The following is a 19,659-nucleotide window of genomic DNA, read 5'->3' on the forward strand; positions in this document are numbered from 1 at the left end:
GGTCGTCTCAGGACTTCTTGTCTTCGAGCTGGCCCTGGGTGGCCTCGAGCAACTCCTGCCAGGACTTCTCGAACTTCTCGACGCCCTCGTTCTCCAGCACCAGGAACACGTCGGTGAGGTCGATGCCGATCGCGGAGAGCTGGTCGAAGATGTCCTGAGACTCCGCCGCGCGCCCGGTCACCGTGTCTCCGGTGATCACTCCGTGGTCGGCGACGGCATCCATGGTCTTCTCGGGCATGGTGTTGACGGTGTTGGGGGCGACCAACTCGGTGACGTAGAGCGTGTCCGAGTAGTCCGGGTTCTTCACGCCGGTCGAGGCCCACAGTGGTCGCTGGACCCGGGCGCCGTCGGCCTTGAGGGGGGCGAATCGATCACCGCCGAGGAACACCTCCTCGTAGGCGGCATAGGCCAACCGCGCGTTGGCGACACCAGCCTTGCCGCGGAGTGCCAGTGCGTCCTGGCTGCCGATCTTCTCGAGCCGGGCGTCGATCTCCGTGTCCACCCGCGAGACGAAAAATGATGCGACGGAATGGATCCGCGATACGTCGTGGCCGGCCTCCTTCGCCTTCTCCAACCCGGCGAGATAGGCGTCCATCACCAGTCGATGGCGTTCCACCGAGAAGATCAGCGTCACGTTCACCGAGATTCCCTCGGCAATGACGGCAGTGATCGCCGGCAGTCCTGCCTCGGTGGCGGGGATCTTGATCAGCAGGTTGGGCCGGTCGACGATCTTCCAGAGCTCGATGGCCTGCAGGATCGTCTTGTCGGTGTCGTGGGCGAGCCGCGGGTCGACCTCGATGGAGACCCGTCCGTCGATCCCGCCGGAAAGCTCGTACTGCTTGGCCAGCACGTCGCAGGCGTTGCGGACATCGTCGGTGGTGACCGTACGGATCGTCGCGTCGACGTCGGCGCCCCGTTCGGCGAGCTCCTTGACCTGGGCGTCGTAGGCATCACCCTTCGACAGGGCGGCCTGGAAGATCGACGGGTTGGTCGTCACGCCGACCACCGACTTGGTATCGATCAGCTCCTGTAGATTGCCGGTCTGCAGCCGGTCGCGGGACAGGTCGTCGAGCCACACCGATACGCCTGCGGCGGCCAGTGCGGCCAGATTCTGGTTCTGGGTCATGTCGATTTCCTCAGTTCTAGTTGGCGATCGTGCGCTCTGCGGCAGCCACCACAGCCTCTGGGGTGAAGCCGAACTCGCGGAACAACGTCTTGTCGTCGGCAGACTCGCCGTAGTGCTCGATCGAGATGATCTCGCCGGTGTCGCCGACGAGCTTGTACCAGCTCTGCGCCACCGCGGCCTCGATGGCAACCCTCGCCGAGACTCTCGGGGGCAGCACGCTGTCGCGGTACTCCTTGGGCTGCGACTCGAACCACTCCACGCATGGCATCGAAACGACGTACGCAGAGATGTTCTTGTCCCGCAGAGTGTTTCGGGCCTCAACCGCCAACTGCAATTCAGAGCCGGTCGCGATGAGGATCACGTCGGCGTCGTCGGCGGGTGAGCCGCCGCCGAGAACGTAGCCGCCCCGTGCCACACCGTCGGCGTCGGTGCCTTCCAGCACGGGTACCCCCTGGCGGGTCAGGATGAACCCGACCGGCCCGCTGCCGTTGCCGCGGGCGATGATGCTGCGCCACGCATAGGCGGTCTCGTTGGGGTCACCCGGGCGAACGACCGAGAGGTTCGGGATCGCCCGCAACGCGGCCAGATGCTCGATCGGCTGGTGGGTGGGTCCGTCCTCGCCGAGGCCGATCGAGTCGTGGGTCCAGATGTAGATGGTGTCGATGTCCATCAGCGACGCCAGTCGCACCGCCGGACGCATGTAGTCGGAGAACTGCAGGAACGTCCCGCCGAACGCCCGGGTCGGACCGTGCAGCACGATGCCCGACAGAATCGAGCCCATCGCATGCTCGCGGATACCGAAGTGCAGCACCCGTCCGTACCAGTCGGCGGTGAAGTCCTCGGTCGAAATCGACGGCGGACCAAAGGACTTGACGCCCTTGATGGTGGTGTTGTTGCTGCCCGCGAGGTCGGCGGAGCCGCCCCACAGCTCGGGCAGGTTCGGCGCCACGTCGTTGAGCACCTGGCCGAAGGCTGCGCGGGTCGCAACGGCTTTTGATCCCGGCTCCCAGTACGTGAGGTCGGCGTCCCAGCCGTCGGGGAGTTCCTGCGCCAGCAGGCGGTCGAGCAGCTTCTTGCGCTCGGGTTCGCGCTCGGCCCACGCATCGAATTCGGGCTGCCACTTCTCGTGGGCCTCGCGACCGCGATCGACCAGCTTGCGGGTGTGCTCGATGACCTCGTCGCGCACCTCGAACGTCTTGTCCGGGTCGAAGCCGAGCACCTTCTTGGTGGCCGCGACCTCGTCGTCGCCCAAGGCGGAGCCGTGCACCCCGCCGGTGTTCATCTTCGTCGGGGCGGGATAACCGATGATGGTCCGGAGCGCGATGAACGACGGCTTGTCGGTGACCTTCTTGGCCGCTTCGATGGCTTCTTCGATGCCGGCGACGTTCTCGCCGCCTTCCACTTCCTGGACGTGCCAGCCGTAGGCCCGGTAGCGGGCCGCGACGTCCTCGGAGAGCGCGATGTCGGTGTCGTGCTCGATGGAGATCTGGTTCTTGTCGTAGAACACGATGAGGTTGCCGAGTTGCTGGGTGCCGGCCAGCGACGAAGCCTCGCTGGTGACGCCCTCCTCGATGTCGCCGTCGGAGGCGATCACGTAGATGAAGTGGTCGAAGGGGCTGGTGCCCGGCGCGGCATCCGGATCGAACAGGCCACGCTCGTAGCGCGCCGCCATCGCCATCCCCACGGCCGACGCGAGGCCCTGGCCGAGCGGGCCGGTGGTGATCTCCACACCGGCGGTGTGCCGGAACTCGGGGTGGCCCGGCGTCTTGGACTTCCAGGTCCGCAAGGCTTCGATGTCGGACAGCTCGAGCCCGAAGCCACCCAGATACAGCTGCAGATAGACGGTGAGGCTGGAATGACCACAGGACAGGATGAACCGGTCGCGCCCCAGCCAGTGCACGTCACCGGGGTCGTGGCGCATCTGACGTTGGAAGAGTGTGTAGGCCAGGGGAGCCAGGCTCATCGCCGTGCCGGGATGGCCGTTGCCGACTTTCTGCACGGCGTCGGCGGCCAGCACCCGAACAGTGTCGACTGACTGCGTATCCAGGTCCGTCCAGTCATCCGGATGGTTCGGTCGGGTGAGGGAAGTGATCTCTTCCAGCGTGGTCACGAGGCGCACTCCTAGGTTGGGTGGGGCGTGTCGGTCCGCATCAACCACCCTAACGGGGAACGCCTCGGCAACGCAGAGCTCATCCCTGCACTTGTCGGGATCCGACCCCTGCAATTACGGGGATCGACGCCTGCGGTCTACCATCGTGTGTAGTAGATGCCCGGGGTGGCGCACGCTGTCGTTGAGGAGTTGGTTGCGTGAGGATTCGCGAAGGCCACCTCGTCGGCGATCCAGCCGGTGGGGCGGCGGGCTCCTCGAACCGCTTCCGCACCGTGATTCTCGGCTACATCGCGCTGACCAAGCCTCGTGTCATCGAGTTGCTTCTCGTCACCACCATCCCGGCCATGCTGCTCGCCGACCGCGGCACCGTGGACCCATTGTTGATCCTCAACACCCTGGTCGGCGGACTGCTCGCGGCCGCAGGCGCCAACACGCTGAACTGCGTTGCCGACGCCGACATCGACAAGATGATGAAGCGCACCGAGCGCCGGCCGCTGGCCCGCGCGACGGTGCCCAGAAGCCACGCGCTGGTGTTCGGGCTGGCGCTGTCGGTCGGGTCGTTCTTCTGGTTGTGGTGGACGACCAACCTGCTCTCCGCCCATCTTGCGGGCGCCACCATCGCCTTCTATGTGCTGGTGTACACGCTGCTGCTCAAGCGGCGCACCTCGCAGAACGTGGTGTGGGGTGGAGCGGCGGGCTGCATGCCGGTGATGATCGGCTGGTCCGCGGTGACCGGCACGATCCAGTGGCCCGCGTTGGTGATGTTCCTGATCATCTTCTTCTGGACGCCTCCGCACACCTGGGCGCTGGCCATGCGTTACAAAGAGGACTACAAAGCCGCAGGCGTGCCGATGCTCCCGGCTGTGGCCACCGAGCAGCAGGTCACCAAGCAGATTCTGATCTACACCTGGCTCACCGTCGTGGCGACGCTGGCTTTGGCGCTGACCACAGGCTGGCTCTATGCGGCGGTGGCGATCGTGGCAGGCACCTGGTTCCTGGTGATGGCCCACCAGTTGTATGCAGGCGTGCGCCGGGGCGAGCCGGTGAAACCACTGAGGCTGTTCCTGCAGTCGAACAACTACCTCGCCGTGGTGTTCTGCGCGCTGGCCGTGGACTCGGCTCTGGCGCTGCCCACCCTGCTCTCGGTCTAATCCCGGTCCCAGACGCCCCGGCGTCCCATCTTGTCGCGGCCCCGCCGCTTCTTGTCCGCGATCCGTTGCTCTTTCGACCCTCGTGTGGGTTTGGTGGGCCGACGCACCGGCGGTGGCGCGGCGGCCGCTGCCCGAAGGACGCGGGCCATGCGCTCGCGGGCGGCGATGCGGTTCTGGAGTTGGGCGCGATGCTCGCTGGCCGTCACGACCAGCACGCCGTCGATGAGACGATTGCCCAGCCTGGCGAGCATCCGGTCGCGCAACCACTCCGGCACCGAGGACGAGCGGGCGAGGTCGAACGACAGCTCTACCCGGCTGTCGGCGGTGTTCACGCCCTGCCCTCCAGGGCCGGAGGACCTGGAGAAGCGTTCGCTGAGATCGGACGCGGGCACCACCAGGGTGCGCGTCACGATCAGGTCCTCGGCCACGCTGACCAGGGTAGAACGTCGCCGTCGAGGGGCGAACGCGTCAGCTAGGGGATCAGCACCACCGAGCCGACGGTCTTTCGCCCCTGCAGATCGCGGTGGGCCTGCTCGGCGTCGCGGAGCTCGTACCGGTTGCTCACCGTGACGGTCAGTGTGCCGTCGGCGATCGCGGTGAGCAGTTCGCCGGCCCGCCAGGAGAATTCATCCGCTGTGCGGGTGTGGTGTGCCAGGTTCGGTCGGGTCAAAAACACCGAGCCCGCAGCGTTGAGGCGCTGCGGGTCGAACGGCGGCACCGGACCGCTGGCCGCGCCGAACAGAGCCAGCGTGCCGCGCACGGCCAGACTGGCCAGGCTGGCGTCGAACGTCGACGCGCCCACGCCGTCGTACACCGCGGCGACGCCGTTGCCCTCGGTCAACTCACGGATCTGATCGCCGAAGGATTGCGGATCGTCGGGGTAGTCGAGCACGGCGACTGCGCCCGCCTGCCGGGACAACTCGGCCTTGTCGGGGGTGGACACCGTCGTGATGACCGATGCGGCGAGGCTGGTCGCCCACTGGGTGAGGATCAGCCCCACCCCGCCAGCACCGGCATGCATCAGCACGGTGTCACCCTGCTGCACCGGGTAGGTCGACTTGATCAGGTAGTGGGCCGTCATCCCTTTGAGGAGCGCCGACGCTGCCACGTCCGGGGCCACTCCCTCAGGCACGTAGGCGACAAAATCAGCTGGCGCCAAACAGTATTCGGCGTAGGCGCCGAACCCTTGTGCGGTCACCACCCGGTCGCCCACGGTGAGCGCGGCCACGTCCTCTCCGACCGCCTCGATGGTTCCGCAGACCTCGGTGCCCACGACGAACGGAACCTCGCGCGGGTACAGGCCGGACCGGAAGTAGGTGTCGATGAAGTTCACGCCGACGGCCTCGGCCTTGATCAGTATCTGTCCGGGACCCGGTGAGGGTTGCGGGTGTTCGACATAGGACAGGACTTCGGGCCCGCCGGTCTCGGCGACTTCGATGGCGTACATGCTGACCATCTTGCCTCCTCGGTGAAGTCGGCTTCCTGGGTAGAGTCGATCGGGTCATGAAGCATGCCCGCCCCGACGTCTTCCATCCCCGGATCGTGCTCGCCGGGTGCGCCGCCCTTCCCGACGGCGACGGCGACGATGCCGGCCTCGTGCAGGCGCTGCGCGGACGCGGCCTGCATGCCCGCTGGTTGTCGTGGGACGATCCGGCGACACTCGATTCGGATCTGGTGATCCTGCGTGCGACCTGGGACTACATCGACCGACTCGACGAATTCCTGGAGTGGGCCCGCCGGGTGCCGCGCCTGTTGAACGCTCCCTCGGTCATCGCCTGGAACACCGACAAACGGTACCTCGCCGACCTCGCCGCGGCGGGCCTGCCGACGGTGCCGAGCAGCTTCTTCGCCCCGGGGGAGCGGGTGCGCATCCCTGCTGGCGAGGTCGTCGTCAAGCCTGCGGTGGGAGCGGGTTCGGTTGGGGCGCTGCGGTTCTCGAACGCCACGCAGGCGGCTGCCCATGCCGCGTCGCTGCAAGCAGGCGGGCAGACAGTTCTGGTACAGCCTTACGATCCGCGCGTCGCCGACGGTGAGACCGCGCTGGTGTTCCTGTCCGGACGTCCGTCGCACGCCTTCACCAAGGGGCCGATCCTGCCGCCGCCGGGCAGCGCCCCGAGGTTCGACGCGTCGGGCACCTACGCCGAAGAACGACTCGAGCCCGCCGACCCGGATTTTGAGCTGTGGGACGTGGGCCATGCGACGCTGGCCGCGGCGGCCGCCCACCTGGACATCGACACCACCGACCTTCTTTATGCGCGTGTCGACGTCCTCGGGGGCGCCGACGCGCCCCGGGTGCTGGAATTGGAACTGGTCGAACCATCTCTGGGTTGGCGTCAGCTCGACCCGACCGAACGCCGGCGCTGCCAGCGGCAGTTCGCCCTAGGTGTGGAGGCGGCTCTCGACCGGTTCGGGCTCGGCCCGTTCTCTCATCGACGCCCATAGCGCCGCGGTGGCCGCCGTGCAGACCGCCGCGCCCGCCACATGCATGGCCACCAACGCGGCGGGCACGTCGTTGAAGTACTGCACCGTGCCGAGGAGTCCCTGGGCCGCCGCCACCGCCACCACGACGCCGAGTCGGGTCAGCACCGGCTTCGGTGCGCGCACGGCCAGCAGAGCGAACCCGAGGGCCACCAGCAGCGACAGGTAGGCGACCAGCAGCGACGAGTGCATGTGCACCAGCGTCGTGATCTCGATCTGCAGCCGCGGCACGGGTCTGTCCAGGCTCTTGTCCCCGGCGTGCGGACCCGCGCCGGTGACCATGGTGCCCGTCACCAGGACCGCGGACAGGGCGACCCCGCAGAGCACGGTCAGCTGCCGCAGAGGCTTGGGCACCCGGGCCGTCGGCACCCCGCTGTCGGGCTCGCCGACTTTGACGAACAGCAGCGTCGCGACCCACACCATCGTCATCGATGCGAGTAGATGGATGGCCACTGTCCACCACAGCAGCCCCGTCAACACGGTGATGCCGCCGATCACGGCCTGGACCACCGTCGACGCCGGCATCAACCAGGCGTAGACGAGTACCTCGCGCCGGCGGCGGGCGCGGATGAGGACGACCACCGCGGCTGCGGCGGTGAGCACCACCAGGAAGGTCAGCAGGCGGTTGCCGAACTCGACGGCCTGATGCACACCGGGCACCTCCGCATGCGGGACCGGTGTGAAGCTGCCGGGGAAGCACTGCGGCCAGGTCGGGCACCCGAGTCCGGAGGCGGTGACCCGCACGATCGCACCGGTGACGGCGATTCCGCCCTGGGTCAGGACCACGGCCGCGGCGACTATCCGCTGAACTCGCAGGCTCGGTTCCGGAAGCAGATCGACGAGCCGGAGGAAGAGTCGTCCGACGGGCACCTTCCGATCGTAGAGGCTGCCTAACTACGCCCCGTAGTAGGGGCAGCTCACGGCTTCACCACCCGCGCCAGAATGTCGTCGACGATCTGCACCACCAACCCGTCGGTGATGGGGTCGCCGCTGACCAGCAGCCGGTGCCACAGCACGCTCTGGCCGAGTTCCCGCACGATGTCGACGGGGACGTCGGGGCGGACCTCACCACGGTGGATGCCGCGCACGATGAGCGCGTTCATCTCGACCTTCCGCGAGCCGATCACGTCGGTGTGAAACGTCGCCGCCAGTTCCGGATCGGCTCCCACCGCCATCACGATCGACCGCATCAACGGCCCGGTGTCCCCGTCGAACAGGTCGGCCCAGCCGCGCAACACGGCGAGCATGTCACTGCGGAAGCTGCCTGTGTCGTGGGTAGGGATCGAGGAGGCGGCGATGCCGATCAGCGTGTCCCGCAGCAGTGCCCGCCGATCGGGCCACCGCCGGTACAGCACGGGCTTGCTGGTGTGCGCTGCCACCGCGACTGCCTCCATCGTGACTCCATCGGGGCCGTGCGCGGCGAGCAGGTCGAGCACCGCCGACCGAATGGCCGCGTCGAGTTCCCCGCCGCGTCGTCTGGTGGTGGCCAACATCACTCGATTCTCTTTAGAAACTCTTGCGTATCTTATTTCACCACCGTACCGTCATGGTCAATAAGATACGAAAACGTATCTTGAAGGAGGAGAAATGTACACCCCGTCGCTTCCGGTCCTGTATCCGCTGCGGTCGGTCGACACCGCCACCGTGGAGTTCACCGAGAGGCCGCACGGCCGTCGCCGGATCACGATCGACCATCGTCCGCTCGCGGGCGTGACGCCGGCGATGCTGCTCGACTGGTTCCGCCACCTCGGCGACACGATGATCTACGGCGGCAAGACCGTCGACCGGTACCACGCGTGGCATCCGGTCGACCACATCCGCTGGGAGCTGTGGCGTCCGGCGCCCACCGGCGGGGCTGCCGAAGGCGCGCGCTTCCACATGGTCGAGGCGTTCGGCGCCAGGCCCGAGTATCTGAGCGACGAGGTCGCCAGGGTCGAGAAGCTCGACCGGACCGGTATCCGGCTCGTGCTTCGCATGGCCGGGATCCCGGTGTTCCAGCTCGAACACACCTGGTCGGCCGGCGACGACGGCGCACACTACGTCACCGTGATGGATCTCGGCGCCCGCTCACCGCTGCTGGGTCCGATCAACCGGCTGATCCGCAGGCGGTTTCCCGACCACAAAGCCCACGCCTGGGTCAAGCACAACGTCGAAGAGGTCGGGCAGCTGGAGTACCTGCTGCCGCAGTTGACCGCGTCAGGTGAATCGGAACCAGCGCAGCGCGCCCAGACCGGCGACGACGCCCCACACCGCGAGCACGGCCAAGCCGAACCAGTCCACTGACAGGATCATCGCCTGGGACAGCGCCTCGGTGAGCGCCCCCGACGGTGTCAACCGCGCCACCCATTGCAGCCCGGACGGAACCAGGCCGCCTTCCAACGTGAGGGCGCCCAGGGCGGCGAACACGAACCACAGCAGGTTGGCGATCGCCAGGACTATCTCGGCACGCAGGGTGCCGCCCAGCAACAGACCGATCGCGGCGAACACCGCGGTGCCGAGCGCGATGATGGCGGCGCCCAGGACGAGTCCGGCGATCGGGGGGCGCCATCCCAGCGCAAAACCGATGGCGCCGAACAGGATCGACTGCAGGAACACCACGGCGACGACCGCGAGCGACTTTCCGGCGACGATGCCCCAGACGGGCAGGGCGGTCGCCCCCAGCCTCTTGAGCGCGCCGTAGCGGCGGTCGAAGGCCACCGCGATCGCCTGCCCGGTGAACGCGGTGGAGATCACGGCCAGCGCCATGATCGCCGGGACGAACGTCGCCGCCCGGTTGTCCCCGAAAGAACCCAGCGGCAGCAGCGTGAGTCCCACCAGCAACGTGATCGGGATGAACATCGTGAGCAGAAGCTGCTCACCGTTGCGCAGCAGAAGGCGCACCTCGAGTCCGAACTGCGCGTTCAGCATCTGCGGAACGGCGGCCGGGCGCGGGTCGGGGGTGAACGTCCCCGGTGCGAAGCGGTTGCTCATGATCGCAACTCCCGGCCCGTCAGTTCGAGGAACACGTCCTCGAGGCTGCGCTGTTCGACGCGCATGTCGGTGGCCAGGACATCGAGTCGGGCACACCATGCGGTCACCGTGGCGAGCACCTGCGGATCGATGTGCCCCTCGACGAGATACTCACCCGGGCTGGTCTCGACCGCCCGGTAACTCTCGGGCAGGGCTGAGACCAGCAGGCTCAGATCCAGCATCCGAGGCGCCCGGAACCGCAGCTGGTTCTCTGCGCCGCTGCGCATCAGTTCCGCCGGGGTCCCGGTGGCGACCGCCACGCCACGATCGATGATCAGGATCCGGTCGGCGAGCTCCTCGGCCTCGGCCAGCTGGTGTGTCGTCAGCACCACCGTCACTCCGTCGCGTCGGAGCGCGTCGATCAACTCCCACACCACGATTCGTGCGTGTGCATCCATGCCGGCGGTGGGCTCGTCGAGGAACACCAGCTCGGGACGGCCGACCACGGCGCAGGCCAGCGACAGACGCTGCTGTTGCCCGCCGGACAGCCGTCGATACGTGGTGCGGACGGAGTCCGTCAGCCCGAGTGTGTCGAGCAGCCACTGCGGGTCGAGCGGATCGGCGGAGTACGAAGCGACCAGATTGAGCATCTCGCCCGCTCGTGCCGCCGGATACGCGCCACCGCCCTGCAGCATCACCCCGATGCGGGCCCGCAACGCTTTGTTGTCGGTGACAGGGTCGAGACCGAGTATCTCGATCTTGCCGCCGTCGGGCTTGAGGAAGCCCTCACACATCTCCACAGTTGTCGTCTTGCCGGCGCCGTTGGGTCCCAGCAGCGCGAACACCTCGGCGGCCTGGACGTCGAGATCCAGCTCCGAAACCGCGTTCATCGATCCGTACCGCTTGCTCACTCCACGCAGGAGTACCGGGACTGCAGCACCGGAACGGGAGGTCACGGAGACTCAGCGTAGGCGTCGGACCGGACACTGGGTGGCTCCGGTGGCGGGGGTGGATCCACCGGGGGTTCGGGAATCGGGCGCCAGGGCAGACGCCGGTACGTCAGCGCGACCAGGACGAGCACGATCACCAGGCTGGCCAGCGTTGCCATCACGATCTGGAACAGCGCGAATCGGTCGCCGTTCGCTGTCGGGCCGAAGATCCCGACCAGCAGGGTGGCGGCGATCGCCGTCGCGCGGAATCCCGGCCGGGTCGCCCACGCGGCGAGCGGGATGATCGCCCAGAGCAGGTACCACGGCTGCACAACGGGGAACAGCAGGACGGTGGCGCCGAGGGCCACCCCGAGACCGCCGACGGGGTGCAATCGGCCGCGGAGCACGGCGAACAGCAGCCAGGTGACGATCATCGCGATCAGGCTGACGCCGATCGCACGGGTCAGCGCCAGCACCGCTGTCGTGTGGTCGCCGAGGCCGAGCAGGATGCCGACCTGACCGGTGCCCAGCGCCAACAGAGTCGGCGGGGACATCCAGCTTCGGACGACGTTGGCGGTGCCGAGGGTGAACAGCCAGCCGAAACCCAGCCCGCTGGCCCAGCCGATCGCCGCCATCACCGCCAGGGACACCGCAGCCAGTGACCCGCCCGCGATGAAGAACGCTTTGACGGTGCCGCCCCAGCGGCAGGCGAGGGCCATTGCGACGAACCCCAGGGCCAACAGCCCCGGGAGCTTGACCTGTGACGACATGGTGATCAGCACGGCGCCCGTCAGCAGCATCGCCATCGGATACCACCGGCCCCACTGGGTGCGGTCCCGTGGCCAGGTCAGCGGACGCGGGATGAGCGGCGCCGCAGCATCGATGCCGCGCAGCGCGAACTCGGTTCCGGCCAACATCAACCCGAGCATCAGTGCCTCGTTGTGGATACCGGCGACAAGGTGCATGAACAGCAGCGGATTGGCCGGGCCCAGCCAGAGAGCGCTCACCTCGGCCACACCGCAGCGCCGGGCCAACCGGGGGGTGGCCCACACGATCATCCCGACCCCCAGCAGCACCATGACCCGGTGGAACAGAACCGCTTCGACGATGTTCTCACCGGTCAAAGCCGAGATGCCGCGCCCGATCCACAGGAACAGCGGACCGTAGGGCGCTGGGGTCTCGCGCCACAGGCTGGGCACCGAGAGGGTGAAGACATGGTCGAGGCCGAGTCCGGGGGCCGGGCCGACGAGGTACGGGTCGTTGCCCTGCAGTGAGATCTCGCTCTGCGCAAGATAGGAGTAGACGTCCTTGCTGTACATCGGCGGCGCGATCAGCAGCGGCAGAGCCCACAGCAGCAGCGTGCGGTCGAGATCGCTGCGGGTCATCTTGCGCTTGCCGAGCGCGAACCGCCCCAGCATCAGCCACGCCAGCGTCATCATCACCGCGCCCGTGGTGGTCATCGTCAGCGACACTGTCTGGATGCGCGACGGCAGATTGAGCAGCCGAACCCCGAATGTCGGGTCCTGGACGACGGGGCGCGCACCGGCACCGAGCGCGCCGAGGGCCATCAGCACGGTGCCGGTCGCGCCGAAAAGACGTGTCCGGCGCATCGCCATGAGCTCGGCGTCGTTGAGTGGACTGCCGACCGTTCGCTCATCACCGTGCCAACCGGCGATCGAGGTGCTCAGGGAACGTAGGCGGGCTGCCACAAAAAGTAGCGTAGCGGGCGGATATTCCCGTCAATCCGGGGCAACTCGGTGTGAGTAACATGACAGCGCTGGATAAGGGTGCCCTTGCTGGACCCGATTCCGGAATTGCGTCACACTGGTGTTGTGAAATTCGGTCCTCAAGCTGCGCACCCGACTGCACCGCAGTCCGCGCACGCTGACGGAGACACCCGGACCACGATCATCCGGCTCCTGCTGGAGTCGGGCCCCGTCACCGCAGGCAGCATCGGCGAGCGTCTCGGCCTGTCCGCCGCAGGCGTGCGCAGGCACCTCGACGCGCTCATCGACGCCGGGGACGCGAAAGCCAACGCCCCCGCGGCGTGGCAGCAGGAGGGTCGGGGACGGCCGGCGAAGCGCTACCAGCTCACCGCCGAGGGCCGGGCCAAACTCGAGCACACCTACGACGATCTCGCCTCTGCGGCGATGCGCCAACTGCGTGAGCTCGGCGGTGACGAAGCCATCCGGACGTTCGCGCGTGGCCGCATCGACGCCATCCTCGCCGGAGTCGAGCCGGTGACCGGCGCTGAAACCGGCGACGAGGTCGAGGCCGCTGCAGACCGGATCGCGGGCGCGCTGACCGACGCAGGTTATGCCACCACCACGACCCAGGTGGGCGGGCCTGTTCGGGGTGTACAGATCTGTCAGCATCACTGCCCGGTATCACACGTGGCCCAGGAATTCCCGGAGCTCTGTGAGGCCGAGCAGCAGGCGATGGCCGAGATTCTGGGTACGCACGTTCAGCGGCTGGCGACCATCGTCAACGGTGACTGCGCCTGCACCACCCATGTTCCACTGTCCGCGGCCAAGGCTTAGCCGCAGGCAACAGCAGAAACACCTCCGGCACAGCCCGAGCCGGAGCCACCACAAGAGCAAAAGGAGTGTGTCGTCATGACACTCACACCGGAGACGCCGCTCACCCAGGAGGAGACCATTGCCTCCTTGGGCAAGTACGGCTACGGCTGGTCCGACTCCGATGTCGCGGGCGCCAGTGCACAGCGCGGATTGTCCGAGGCGGTCGTGCGCGACATCTCCATGAAGAAGAGCGAGCCCGAGTGGATGCTCGACATCCGGCTCAAGGCGCTGCGCACCTTCGGCAAGAAGCCGATGCCGAACTGGGGTTCCGACCTCGAGGGCATCCACTTCGACAACATCAAGTACTTCGTGCGCTCCAGCGAGAAGCAGGCCGCCACGTGGGATGACCTGCCCGCCGAGATCAAGAACACCTACGACAGGCTCGGCATCCCCGAGGCGGAGAAGCAGCGACTGGTCTCCGGGGTGGCTGCCCAGTACGAGTCCGAGGTGGTCTATCACTCCATCCGCGAGGATCTCGAGGCGCTCGGCGTCATCTTCCTCGACACCGATACCGCGCTGAAGGAACACCCGGAGATCTTCAAGGAGTACTTCGGCACGGTCATCCCGGCCGGTGACAACAAGTTCTCCGCGCTGAACACCGCGGTGTGGTCCGGTGGGTCCTTCATCTACGTGCCCAAGGGGGTGCACGTCGACATCCCGCTGCAGGCCTACTTCCGGATCAACACCGAGAACATGGGCCAGTTCGAGCGGACGCTGATCATCGTCGACGAGGACGCCTACGTGCACTACGTCGAGGGTTGCACCGCGCCGATCTACAAGAGCGACTCGCTGCACTCCGCGGTCGTGGAGATCATCGTCAAGCCCGGCGGACGCTGCCGCTACACGACCATCCAGAACTGGTCGAACAACGTCTACAACCTGGTCACCAAGCGGGCCCGCGCCGAAGCGGGGGCCACCATGGAGTGGGTCGACGGCAACATCGGTTCCAAGGTCACCATGAAGTACCCGGCGGTCTGGATGACCGGTGAGCATGCCAAGGGCGAGGTGCTCTCGGTGGCATTCGCCGGTGAGGGCCAGCACCAGGACACCGGCGCCAAGATGCTGCACCTGGCGCCCAACACGTCGTCCAACATCGTGTCGAAGTCGGTGGCCCGCGGCGGTGGCCGCGCGTCCTACCGTGGCCTGGTCCAGATCAACAAGGGTGCCCACGGCTCCCGCTCCAGCGTCAAATGTGATGCGCTGCTGGTCGATACGATCAGTCGCTCCGATACCTATCCGTACGTTGACATCCGTGAGGACGACGTCACGATGGGTCACGAGGCGACGGTGTCGAAGGTCAGTGCCGATCAGCTGTTCTACCTGATGTGCCGCGGTCTGACCGAGGACGAGGCGATGGCGATGGTGGTGCGTGGATTCGTCGAGCCGATCGCCAAGGAACTGCCGATGGAGTACGCGCTCGAGCTCAATCGGCTGATCGAGCTGCAGATGGAAGGCGCGGTCGGCTAGTGGTGAACACGAATCTCACCGAGGCGGCCGAAGGGATCGTCAAGAACAAGGGCGAGCTGTTCGCCTCCTTCGACGTCGACGCCTTCGAGGTACCCGGTGGCCGCGACGAGCTGTGGCGGTTCACCCCGCTCAAGCGGCTTCGCGGTCTGCACGACGGCTCCGCACCCGCCACCGGCGAGGCACAGATCGAGGTCGTCGAACGCCCGGGTGTCACCGTGCAGACAGTGCAACGGGACGACGAACGACTGGGCCAGGGTGGTGTTCCCACCGACCGCGTTGCCGCGCAGGCATTCTCGTCGTTCACCTCCGCGACGGTGATCACGGTGCCGCGCGAGACCGAGGTGGCCGAACCCATCGAGGTCACCGTCACCGGCCCGGGCGAAGGCGCGGTGGCCTACGGCCACCTGCAGATCCGGGTCGAAGAAATGGCGCGGGCCATCGTCGTCGTGGATCTGCGTGGCAGCGGGACCTATGCCGACAACGTCGAGATCATCGTCGGTGACTCGGCGGGGCTCGGGGTGATCTGGATCGCCGACTGGGCCGACGACATGGTGCACGTGAGTGCGCACCATGCCCGCCTCGGCAAGGACTCGGTGCTCGGACACGTCAACGTCACGCTCGGCGGCGACGTCGTGCGGACCTCGGCGACAGTGCGTTTCACCGCCCCCGGGGGTGACGCGAAGCTCCTCGGCACGTACTTCGCCGACGACGGTCAGTTCTTCGAGTCGAGACTGCTGGTCGACCACGCCCACCCCAACTGCAAGTCCGATGTGCTGTACAAGGGTGCGCTGCAGGGTGATCCGGACTCTGCGCTACCCGATGCGCACACCGTGTGGATCGGCGACGTGCTGATTCGCGCCGAGGCGACCGGCACCGACACATTCGAGGTCAACCGCAACCTGGTGCTCACCGATGGGGCCCGTGCCGACTCGGTGCCGAACCTGGAGATCGAGACCGGCGAGATCGCCGGCGCCGGACACGCAAGTGCCACAGGGCGCTTCGACGACGAGCAGCTCTTCTATCTGCGCGCTCGCGGTATCCCTGAGCCGCAGGCCCGTCGCCTGGTGGTTCGTGGCTTCTTCGGCGAGATCATCGCCAAGATCGCCGTGCCCTCCGTCCGCGAGCGCCTCACCGAAGCCATCGAGAGAGAACTAGCGATCACCGAATCGAGAAACAGCTGACATGACCACACTTGAAGTCAAAGACCTGCATGCCTCCGTCGTCTCCGCCGAGGGCGGTGCCGACATCGAGATCCTCAAGGGCGTCAACCTCACCGTGAAGTCGGGGGAGACCCATGCGGTGATGGGTCCCAACGGATCTGGTAAGTCGACGTTGTCGTACGCGATCGCAGGCCATCCGAAGTACACCGTCACCTCCGGATCCATCACGCTGGACGGCCAGGACGTGCTGGAGATGAGCATCGACGAGCGGGCTCGAGCGGGGTTGTTCCTCGCGATGCAGTACCCCATCGAGGTGCCGGGCGTGTCGATGTCGAACTTCCTGCGGACCGCCGCGACCGCGGTCCGCGGTGAGGCTCCCAAGCTCCGGCACTGGGTCAAAGAGGTCAAGGGCGCGATGAGCGACCTCGACATCGATCCGTCGTTCAGCGAGCGCAGCGTCAATGAAGGGTTCTCCGGCGGCGAGAAGAAGCGCCACGAGATCCTGCAGTTGGGCCTGCTCAAGCCGAAGATCGCCATCCTCGACGAGACCGACTCGGGTCTGGACGTCGACGCGCTGCGGGTCGTCAGCGAGGGTGTCAACCGCTACGCCGAGACCGAGCACGGCGGCGTCGTGCTGATCACCCACTACACCCGCATCCTGCGGTACATCCAGCCCCAGTTCGTGCACGTGTTCTTCGGCGGACGGATCATCCAGTCCGGTGGTCCGGAGTTGGCCGACGAACTCGAAGAGAACGGCTACGAGCGCTTCACGCAGGCCGCACCGGCCTCGTAGGAGGGACCCCCAGAGATGACGACGACCGTCAGCGGCCCCCTGGAACGGACGGAGATCGCCCGGATCCGGTCGGACTTCCCCATTCTGGATCGGGTGATGCGCGGCGGCTGCCAACTGGCATATCTGGATTCCGGTGCGACCTCGCAGCGCCCCGTGCAGGTGCTCGACGCCGAGCGTGACTTCCTCGTCACGTCGAACGGTGCGGTGCACCGCGGAGCCCACCAGCTGATGGAGGAGGCCACCGACGCCTACGAGCAGGGCCGCGCCGACACCGCGGCCTTCGTCGGTGCCCACCCGGATGAGCTGGTGTTCACCAAGAACGCCACCGAGGCCATCAATCTCGTGTCGTACGCCATCGGCGACGAGCGATTCGCATCAGCGGTCGGTCCCGGTGATGTGATCGTCACGACCGAGCTCGAGCACCACGCGAACCTGATCCCGTGGCAGGAGCTCTGCCGGCGGACGGGCGCGGAATTGCGCTGGTTCGGCGTCACCGACGACGGACGCATCGACCTCGACTCGCTCGACCTCGATGACCGGGTGAAGCTGGTTGCCTTCAGCCATCACTCGAACGTCACCGGCGCCGTCGCTCCGGTGGCCGAACTGGTGGCGCGGGCCAAGGCCGTCGGCGCACTGACGTTGCTCGATGCGTGCCAGTCGGTGCCGCATCAGCCGGTTGATTTCCACGATCTGGATGTCGATTTCGCGGCGTTCTCCGGCCACAAGATGCTGGGCCCCAACGGTATCGGCGTGTTGTACGGCCGCGGCGAGCTCCTCAACGAGCTGCCGCCGTTCTTGACCGGCGGGTCGATGATCGAGACCGTGACGATGGAGTCCACCACCTACGCGCCGGCACCGCAGCGGTTCGAGGCGGGAACTCCGATGACCTCTCAGGTCGTCGGCCTCGGTGCGGCCGCCCGGTACCTGCAGGACATCGGGATGGCTGCGGTGCAGCAGCACGAGGCCGACTTGGTCGCTGCCGCGCTGACCGGGTTGTCGGGTATCGAGGGTGTCCGGATCATCGGACCCACCTCCATGCAGGATCGCGGTTCGCCGGTGTCGTTTGTCGTCGACGGTGTGCACGCGCACGACGTCGGGCAGGTTCTCGACGATGACGGGGTGGCGGTCCGCGTCGGTCACCACTGTGCGTGGCCGCTGCACCGGCGGTTCGGGATCGCCGCGTCGGCTCGCGCGTCCTTTGCGGTCTACAACACCGCCGACGAGGTCGATCGGCTGATCGCCGGGGTCCGCCGTGCCGTCGAGTTCTTCGGTCGCGACTGACGATGCGGCTCGAGCAGATCTACCAGGAAGTCATCCTGGACCACTACAAGCATCCGCACCATCGCGGACTGCGCGAACCTTTCGCCGCACAGGTCCACCACGTCAACCCCACCTGTGGTGACGAGGTCACGCTGCGGGTGGCGCTGTCCGAGGACGGGGAGACGGTCACCGACATCTCCTACGACGGTCAGGGCTGTTCGATCAGTCAGGCATCAACCTCGGTGCTGACCGATCAGGTGATCGGACAGAGCGTCGGTGACGCGCTCGAGACGATCGCGGCCTTCTCGGAGATGGTGTCCTCACGCGGCAGGGTCGCGGGTGACGAGGATGTGCTGGGCGACGGGGTGGCGTTCGCCGGCGTCTCGAAGTACCCGGCACGGGTGAAGTGTGCATTACTGGGTTGGACAGCGTTCAAGGCCGCGCTGGCGGAGGCCCACACGTCGAACGGTCATGAGGAGAACTGATGAGTGATACGGCAGTACCAAACGACGAACTGCTCGCCGACATCGAGGAGGCCATGCGCGATGTCGTCGACCCCGAACTCGGGATCAACGTCGTCGACCTCGGCCTGGTCTACGGCGTGGACGTGGAGGACGGCGACACCGGTCCGGTGGCACTGATCAACATGACCCTCACGTCTGCGGCGTGTCCGTTGACCGACGTCATCGAGGATCAGTCCCGCAGCGCTCTGGTGGGTGCCGGCCTGGTGAACGAGATCAAGATCAACTGGGTGTGGAATCCACCGTGGGGTCCGGACAAGATCACCGATGACGGGCGCGAGCAACTCAGGGCCCTCGGTTTCACCGTCTGAGTCCCGGTCGGGCCGGTCACCGCTCACAATCAACGTGTGCTGGCGGTTCCGGCGTTCGTTTGGCGTGGCGGGTGCGTTCGCCGGGCGTTGGTGATCGGCGGTGCGTTGGGGACCTGCCTGGGTGCGATGGCCTGGCTGGACTCGGGCGTCCCAGTTGTCGGAGCGATCGTCTTCGTGGTCGTCGGCGCCGTCTCCGGCGTCTGGACTTCGCGCCGGATGGTGCGGTACTGGCCGGCGGCCGAGCAACTCACCGGTGATGAGCGGGTCCAGGTCGTTCGGGCTGTCCGCCGGGGCGAACCGGTCGGAAACGAGCGACTCGCCCAGCCGGCCGTCGACTACGTCCGGGGATTGCACGCCGCGGCAGCAGCGGGCCGGCCGTGGCGCTGGATTCTCGGCGTCGTTCTTGTCGGCGCGGTCGTGGCGGCAGTCTGGGACGCCGTTTTCGGATCGTGGGGCAGTGCCGTCGCCTCTGCCCTCTACCTGACCGCGTTGGCACTGGAGCTGTGCTGGTGGCCCAAGCGGCAAGCGGCGCTGTTGACCGGCGCCGACCGCGCGGTGACCTAGAGGGACAGCGGTGTTTTTGCATCGATTCGGCAAACGCTGAATGGCCGGTGTAGTGCCGGCTGCCGGAACCGGGAATTCGACGTCCGCTCGGTACGTGAGTCCCAGAATTTGTCGAGAGCCGCTGTGCCAAAGGCTGACTCGGGCGGTCCAATCGGAACCGCAGCGAGATCCAGATGCAGAGTCGACGGAGTCCGAAGGGCCGCGCAGCACCAACAGCGAGGACGCCGACACCGATCACGCCGACACCGAAGACACTGGACA

General features: G+C 67.0%; 20 protein-coding genes. 11 read left to right on the plus strand and 9 right to left on the minus strand.

Annotation, left to right across the window (positions count from 1 at the left end):
- Positions 1-7: 7 nt before the first annotated feature.
- Both tal and tkt read right to left on the minus strand, forming a co-directional pair.
- A complete protein-coding gene (gene tal / locus ABDC78_RS13225) occupies positions 8-1,126 on the minus strand; it encodes a transaldolase (RefSeq protein WP_178359156.1) in 1,119 nt (372 codons plus the stop codon).
- Between the two features lie 16 nt (positions 1,127-1,142).
- A complete protein-coding gene (gene tkt / locus ABDC78_RS13230) occupies positions 1,143-3,236 on the minus strand; it encodes a transketolase (protein WP_178359157.1) in 2,094 nt (697 codons plus the stop codon).
- Positions 3,237-3,508: 272 nt separating this feature from the next.
- Between tkt and ABDC78_RS13235 the strand changes: the two genes are divergently transcribed.
- Positions 3,509-4,387: a heme o synthase gene (locus ABDC78_RS13235; RefSeq protein ID WP_347133503.1), complete on the plus strand. Its 879-nt coding sequence runs from the start codon at positions 3,509-3,511 to the stop codon at positions 4,385-4,387.
- On the opposite strand, the gene arfB is transcribed toward ABDC78_RS13235, so the two are convergent.
- Positions 4,384-4,815 carry an alternative ribosome rescue aminoacyl-tRNA hydrolase ArfB gene (gene arfB, locus ABDC78_RS13240; protein WP_178359159.1) on the minus strand — a complete coding sequence of 144 codons (432 nt, stop codon included), beginning with the start codon at positions 4,813-4,815 and terminating at the stop codon, positions 4,384-4,386. The genes ABDC78_RS13235 and arfB overlap by 4 nt on opposite strands.
- A 44-nt stretch (positions 4,816-4,859) precedes the next feature.
- Positions 4,860-5,834, minus strand: coding sequence for a quinone oxidoreductase (locus ABDC78_RS13245; RefSeq protein ID WP_178359318.1), 975 nt, complete (start codon positions 5,832-5,834; stop codon positions 4,860-4,862).
- A 56-nt stretch (positions 5,835-5,890) separates the two neighbouring features.
- Between ABDC78_RS13245 and ABDC78_RS13250 the strand changes: the two genes are divergently transcribed.
- On the plus strand, positions 5,891-6,829 hold the full coding sequence (locus tag ABDC78_RS13250; RefSeq protein ID WP_178359160.1) for a hypothetical protein: 939 nt from the start codon (positions 5,891-5,893) through the stop codon (positions 6,827-6,829).
- On the opposite strand, the gene ABDC78_RS13255 is transcribed toward ABDC78_RS13250, so the two are convergent.
- The gene (locus ABDC78_RS13255) at positions 6,767-7,735 is read right to left on the minus strand and encodes a heme A synthase (RefSeq protein WP_178359161.1); all 969 of its coding nucleotides are present in this window, start codon (positions 7,733-7,735) and stop codon (positions 6,767-6,769) included. The genes ABDC78_RS13250 and ABDC78_RS13255 overlap by 63 nt on opposite strands.
- 47 nt (positions 7,736-7,782) lie before the next feature.
- Positions 7,783-8,358: a TetR/AcrR family transcriptional regulator gene (locus tag ABDC78_RS13260; protein ID WP_178359162.1), complete on the minus strand. Its 576-nt coding sequence runs from the start codon at positions 8,356-8,358 to the stop codon at positions 7,783-7,785.
- Between the two features lie 94 nt (positions 8,359-8,452).
- Here ABDC78_RS13260 and ABDC78_RS13265 point away from each other — a divergent pair, with 94 nt between their 5' ends.
- Positions 8,453-9,148: a hypothetical protein gene (locus ABDC78_RS13265; protein ID WP_178359163.1), complete on the plus strand. Its 696-nt coding sequence runs from the start codon at positions 8,453-8,455 to the stop codon at positions 9,146-9,148.
- Here ABDC78_RS13265 and ABDC78_RS13270 read toward each other — a convergent pair.
- The 3 genes from ABDC78_RS13270 to mptB all read right to left on the minus strand — a co-directional run bounded on the left by ABDC78_RS13270 (position 9,062) and on the right by mptB (position 12,452).
- A complete protein-coding gene (locus ABDC78_RS13270; RefSeq protein ID WP_178359164.1) occupies positions 9,062-9,835 on the minus strand; it encodes an ABC transporter permease in 774 nt (257 codons plus the stop codon). The genes ABDC78_RS13265 and ABDC78_RS13270 overlap by 87 nt on opposite strands.
- A complete protein-coding gene (locus ABDC78_RS13275) occupies positions 9,832-10,704 on the minus strand; it encodes an ABC transporter ATP-binding protein (protein WP_218620799.1) in 873 nt (290 codons plus the stop codon). Before ABDC78_RS13275 ends, ABDC78_RS13270 begins: the two co-directional genes overlap by 4 nt.
- Before the next feature lie 62 nt (positions 10,705-10,766).
- Positions 10,767-12,452: a polyprenol phosphomannose-dependent alpha 1,6 mannosyltransferase MptB gene (gene mptB, locus ABDC78_RS13280; RefSeq protein ID WP_178359166.1), complete on the minus strand. Its 1,686-nt coding sequence runs from the start codon at positions 12,450-12,452 to the stop codon at positions 10,767-10,769.
- Positions 12,453-12,548: 96 nt separating this feature from the next.
- Here mptB and ABDC78_RS13285 point away from each other — a divergent pair, with 96 nt between their 5' ends.
- The 8 genes from ABDC78_RS13285 to ABDC78_RS13320 all read left to right on the plus strand — a co-directional run bounded on the left by ABDC78_RS13285 (position 12,549) and on the right by ABDC78_RS13320 (position 19,398).
- Positions 12,549-13,283, plus strand: a complete 735-nt coding sequence (locus ABDC78_RS13285) for a metalloregulator ArsR/SmtB family transcription factor (RefSeq protein WP_347133504.1) — start codon at positions 12,549-12,551, stop codon at positions 13,281-13,283.
- Positions 13,284-13,358: 75 nt separating this feature from the next.
- Entirely contained in the window at positions 13,359-14,789 is a 1,431-nt protein-coding gene (gene sufB, locus ABDC78_RS13290; protein WP_178359167.1) for a Fe-S cluster assembly protein SufB, read from the plus strand.
- Between the two features lie 2 nt (positions 14,790-14,791).
- Positions 14,792-15,970, plus strand: coding sequence for a Fe-S cluster assembly protein SufD (gene sufD, locus ABDC78_RS13295; protein ID WP_178359168.1), 1,179 nt, complete (start codon positions 14,792-14,794; stop codon positions 15,968-15,970).
- 1 nt (position 15,971) lies between these two features.
- Positions 15,972-16,742, plus strand: coding sequence for a Fe-S cluster assembly ATPase SufC (sufC, locus tag ABDC78_RS13300; protein ID WP_178359169.1), 771 nt, complete (start codon positions 15,972-15,974; stop codon positions 16,740-16,742).
- Positions 16,743-16,757: 15 nt separating this feature from the next.
- On the plus strand, positions 16,758-18,023 hold the full coding sequence (locus ABDC78_RS13305) for a cysteine desulfurase (RefSeq protein ID WP_178359170.1): 1,266 nt from the start codon (positions 16,758-16,760) through the stop codon (positions 18,021-18,023).
- Positions 18,020-18,487 carry a Fe-S cluster assembly sulfur transfer protein SufU gene (gene sufU, locus ABDC78_RS13310; RefSeq protein WP_347133505.1) on the plus strand — a complete coding sequence of 156 codons (468 nt, stop codon included), beginning with the start codon at positions 18,020-18,022 and terminating at the stop codon, positions 18,485-18,487. Before ABDC78_RS13305 ends, sufU begins: the two co-directional genes overlap by 4 nt.
- Positions 18,487-18,834, plus strand: coding sequence for a metal-sulfur cluster assembly factor (locus ABDC78_RS13315; protein WP_178359172.1), 348 nt, complete (start codon positions 18,487-18,489; stop codon positions 18,832-18,834). Before sufU ends, ABDC78_RS13315 begins: the two co-directional genes overlap by 1 nt.
- 36 nt (positions 18,835-18,870) lie before the next feature.
- Positions 18,871-19,398 (plus strand): hypothetical protein, encoded by a 528-nt coding sequence (locus ABDC78_RS13320; RefSeq protein ID WP_178359173.1) that lies wholly within the window; start codon positions 18,871-18,873, stop codon positions 19,396-19,398.
- Positions 19,399-19,659: the final 261 nt, after the last annotated feature.

Origin of the sequence: Mycobacterium sp. DL (genome assembly GCF_039729195.1) — a bacterium.
Taxonomy (GTDB): domain Bacteria; phylum Actinomycetota; class Actinomycetes; order Mycobacteriales; family Mycobacteriaceae; genus Mycobacterium; species Mycobacterium hippocampi_A.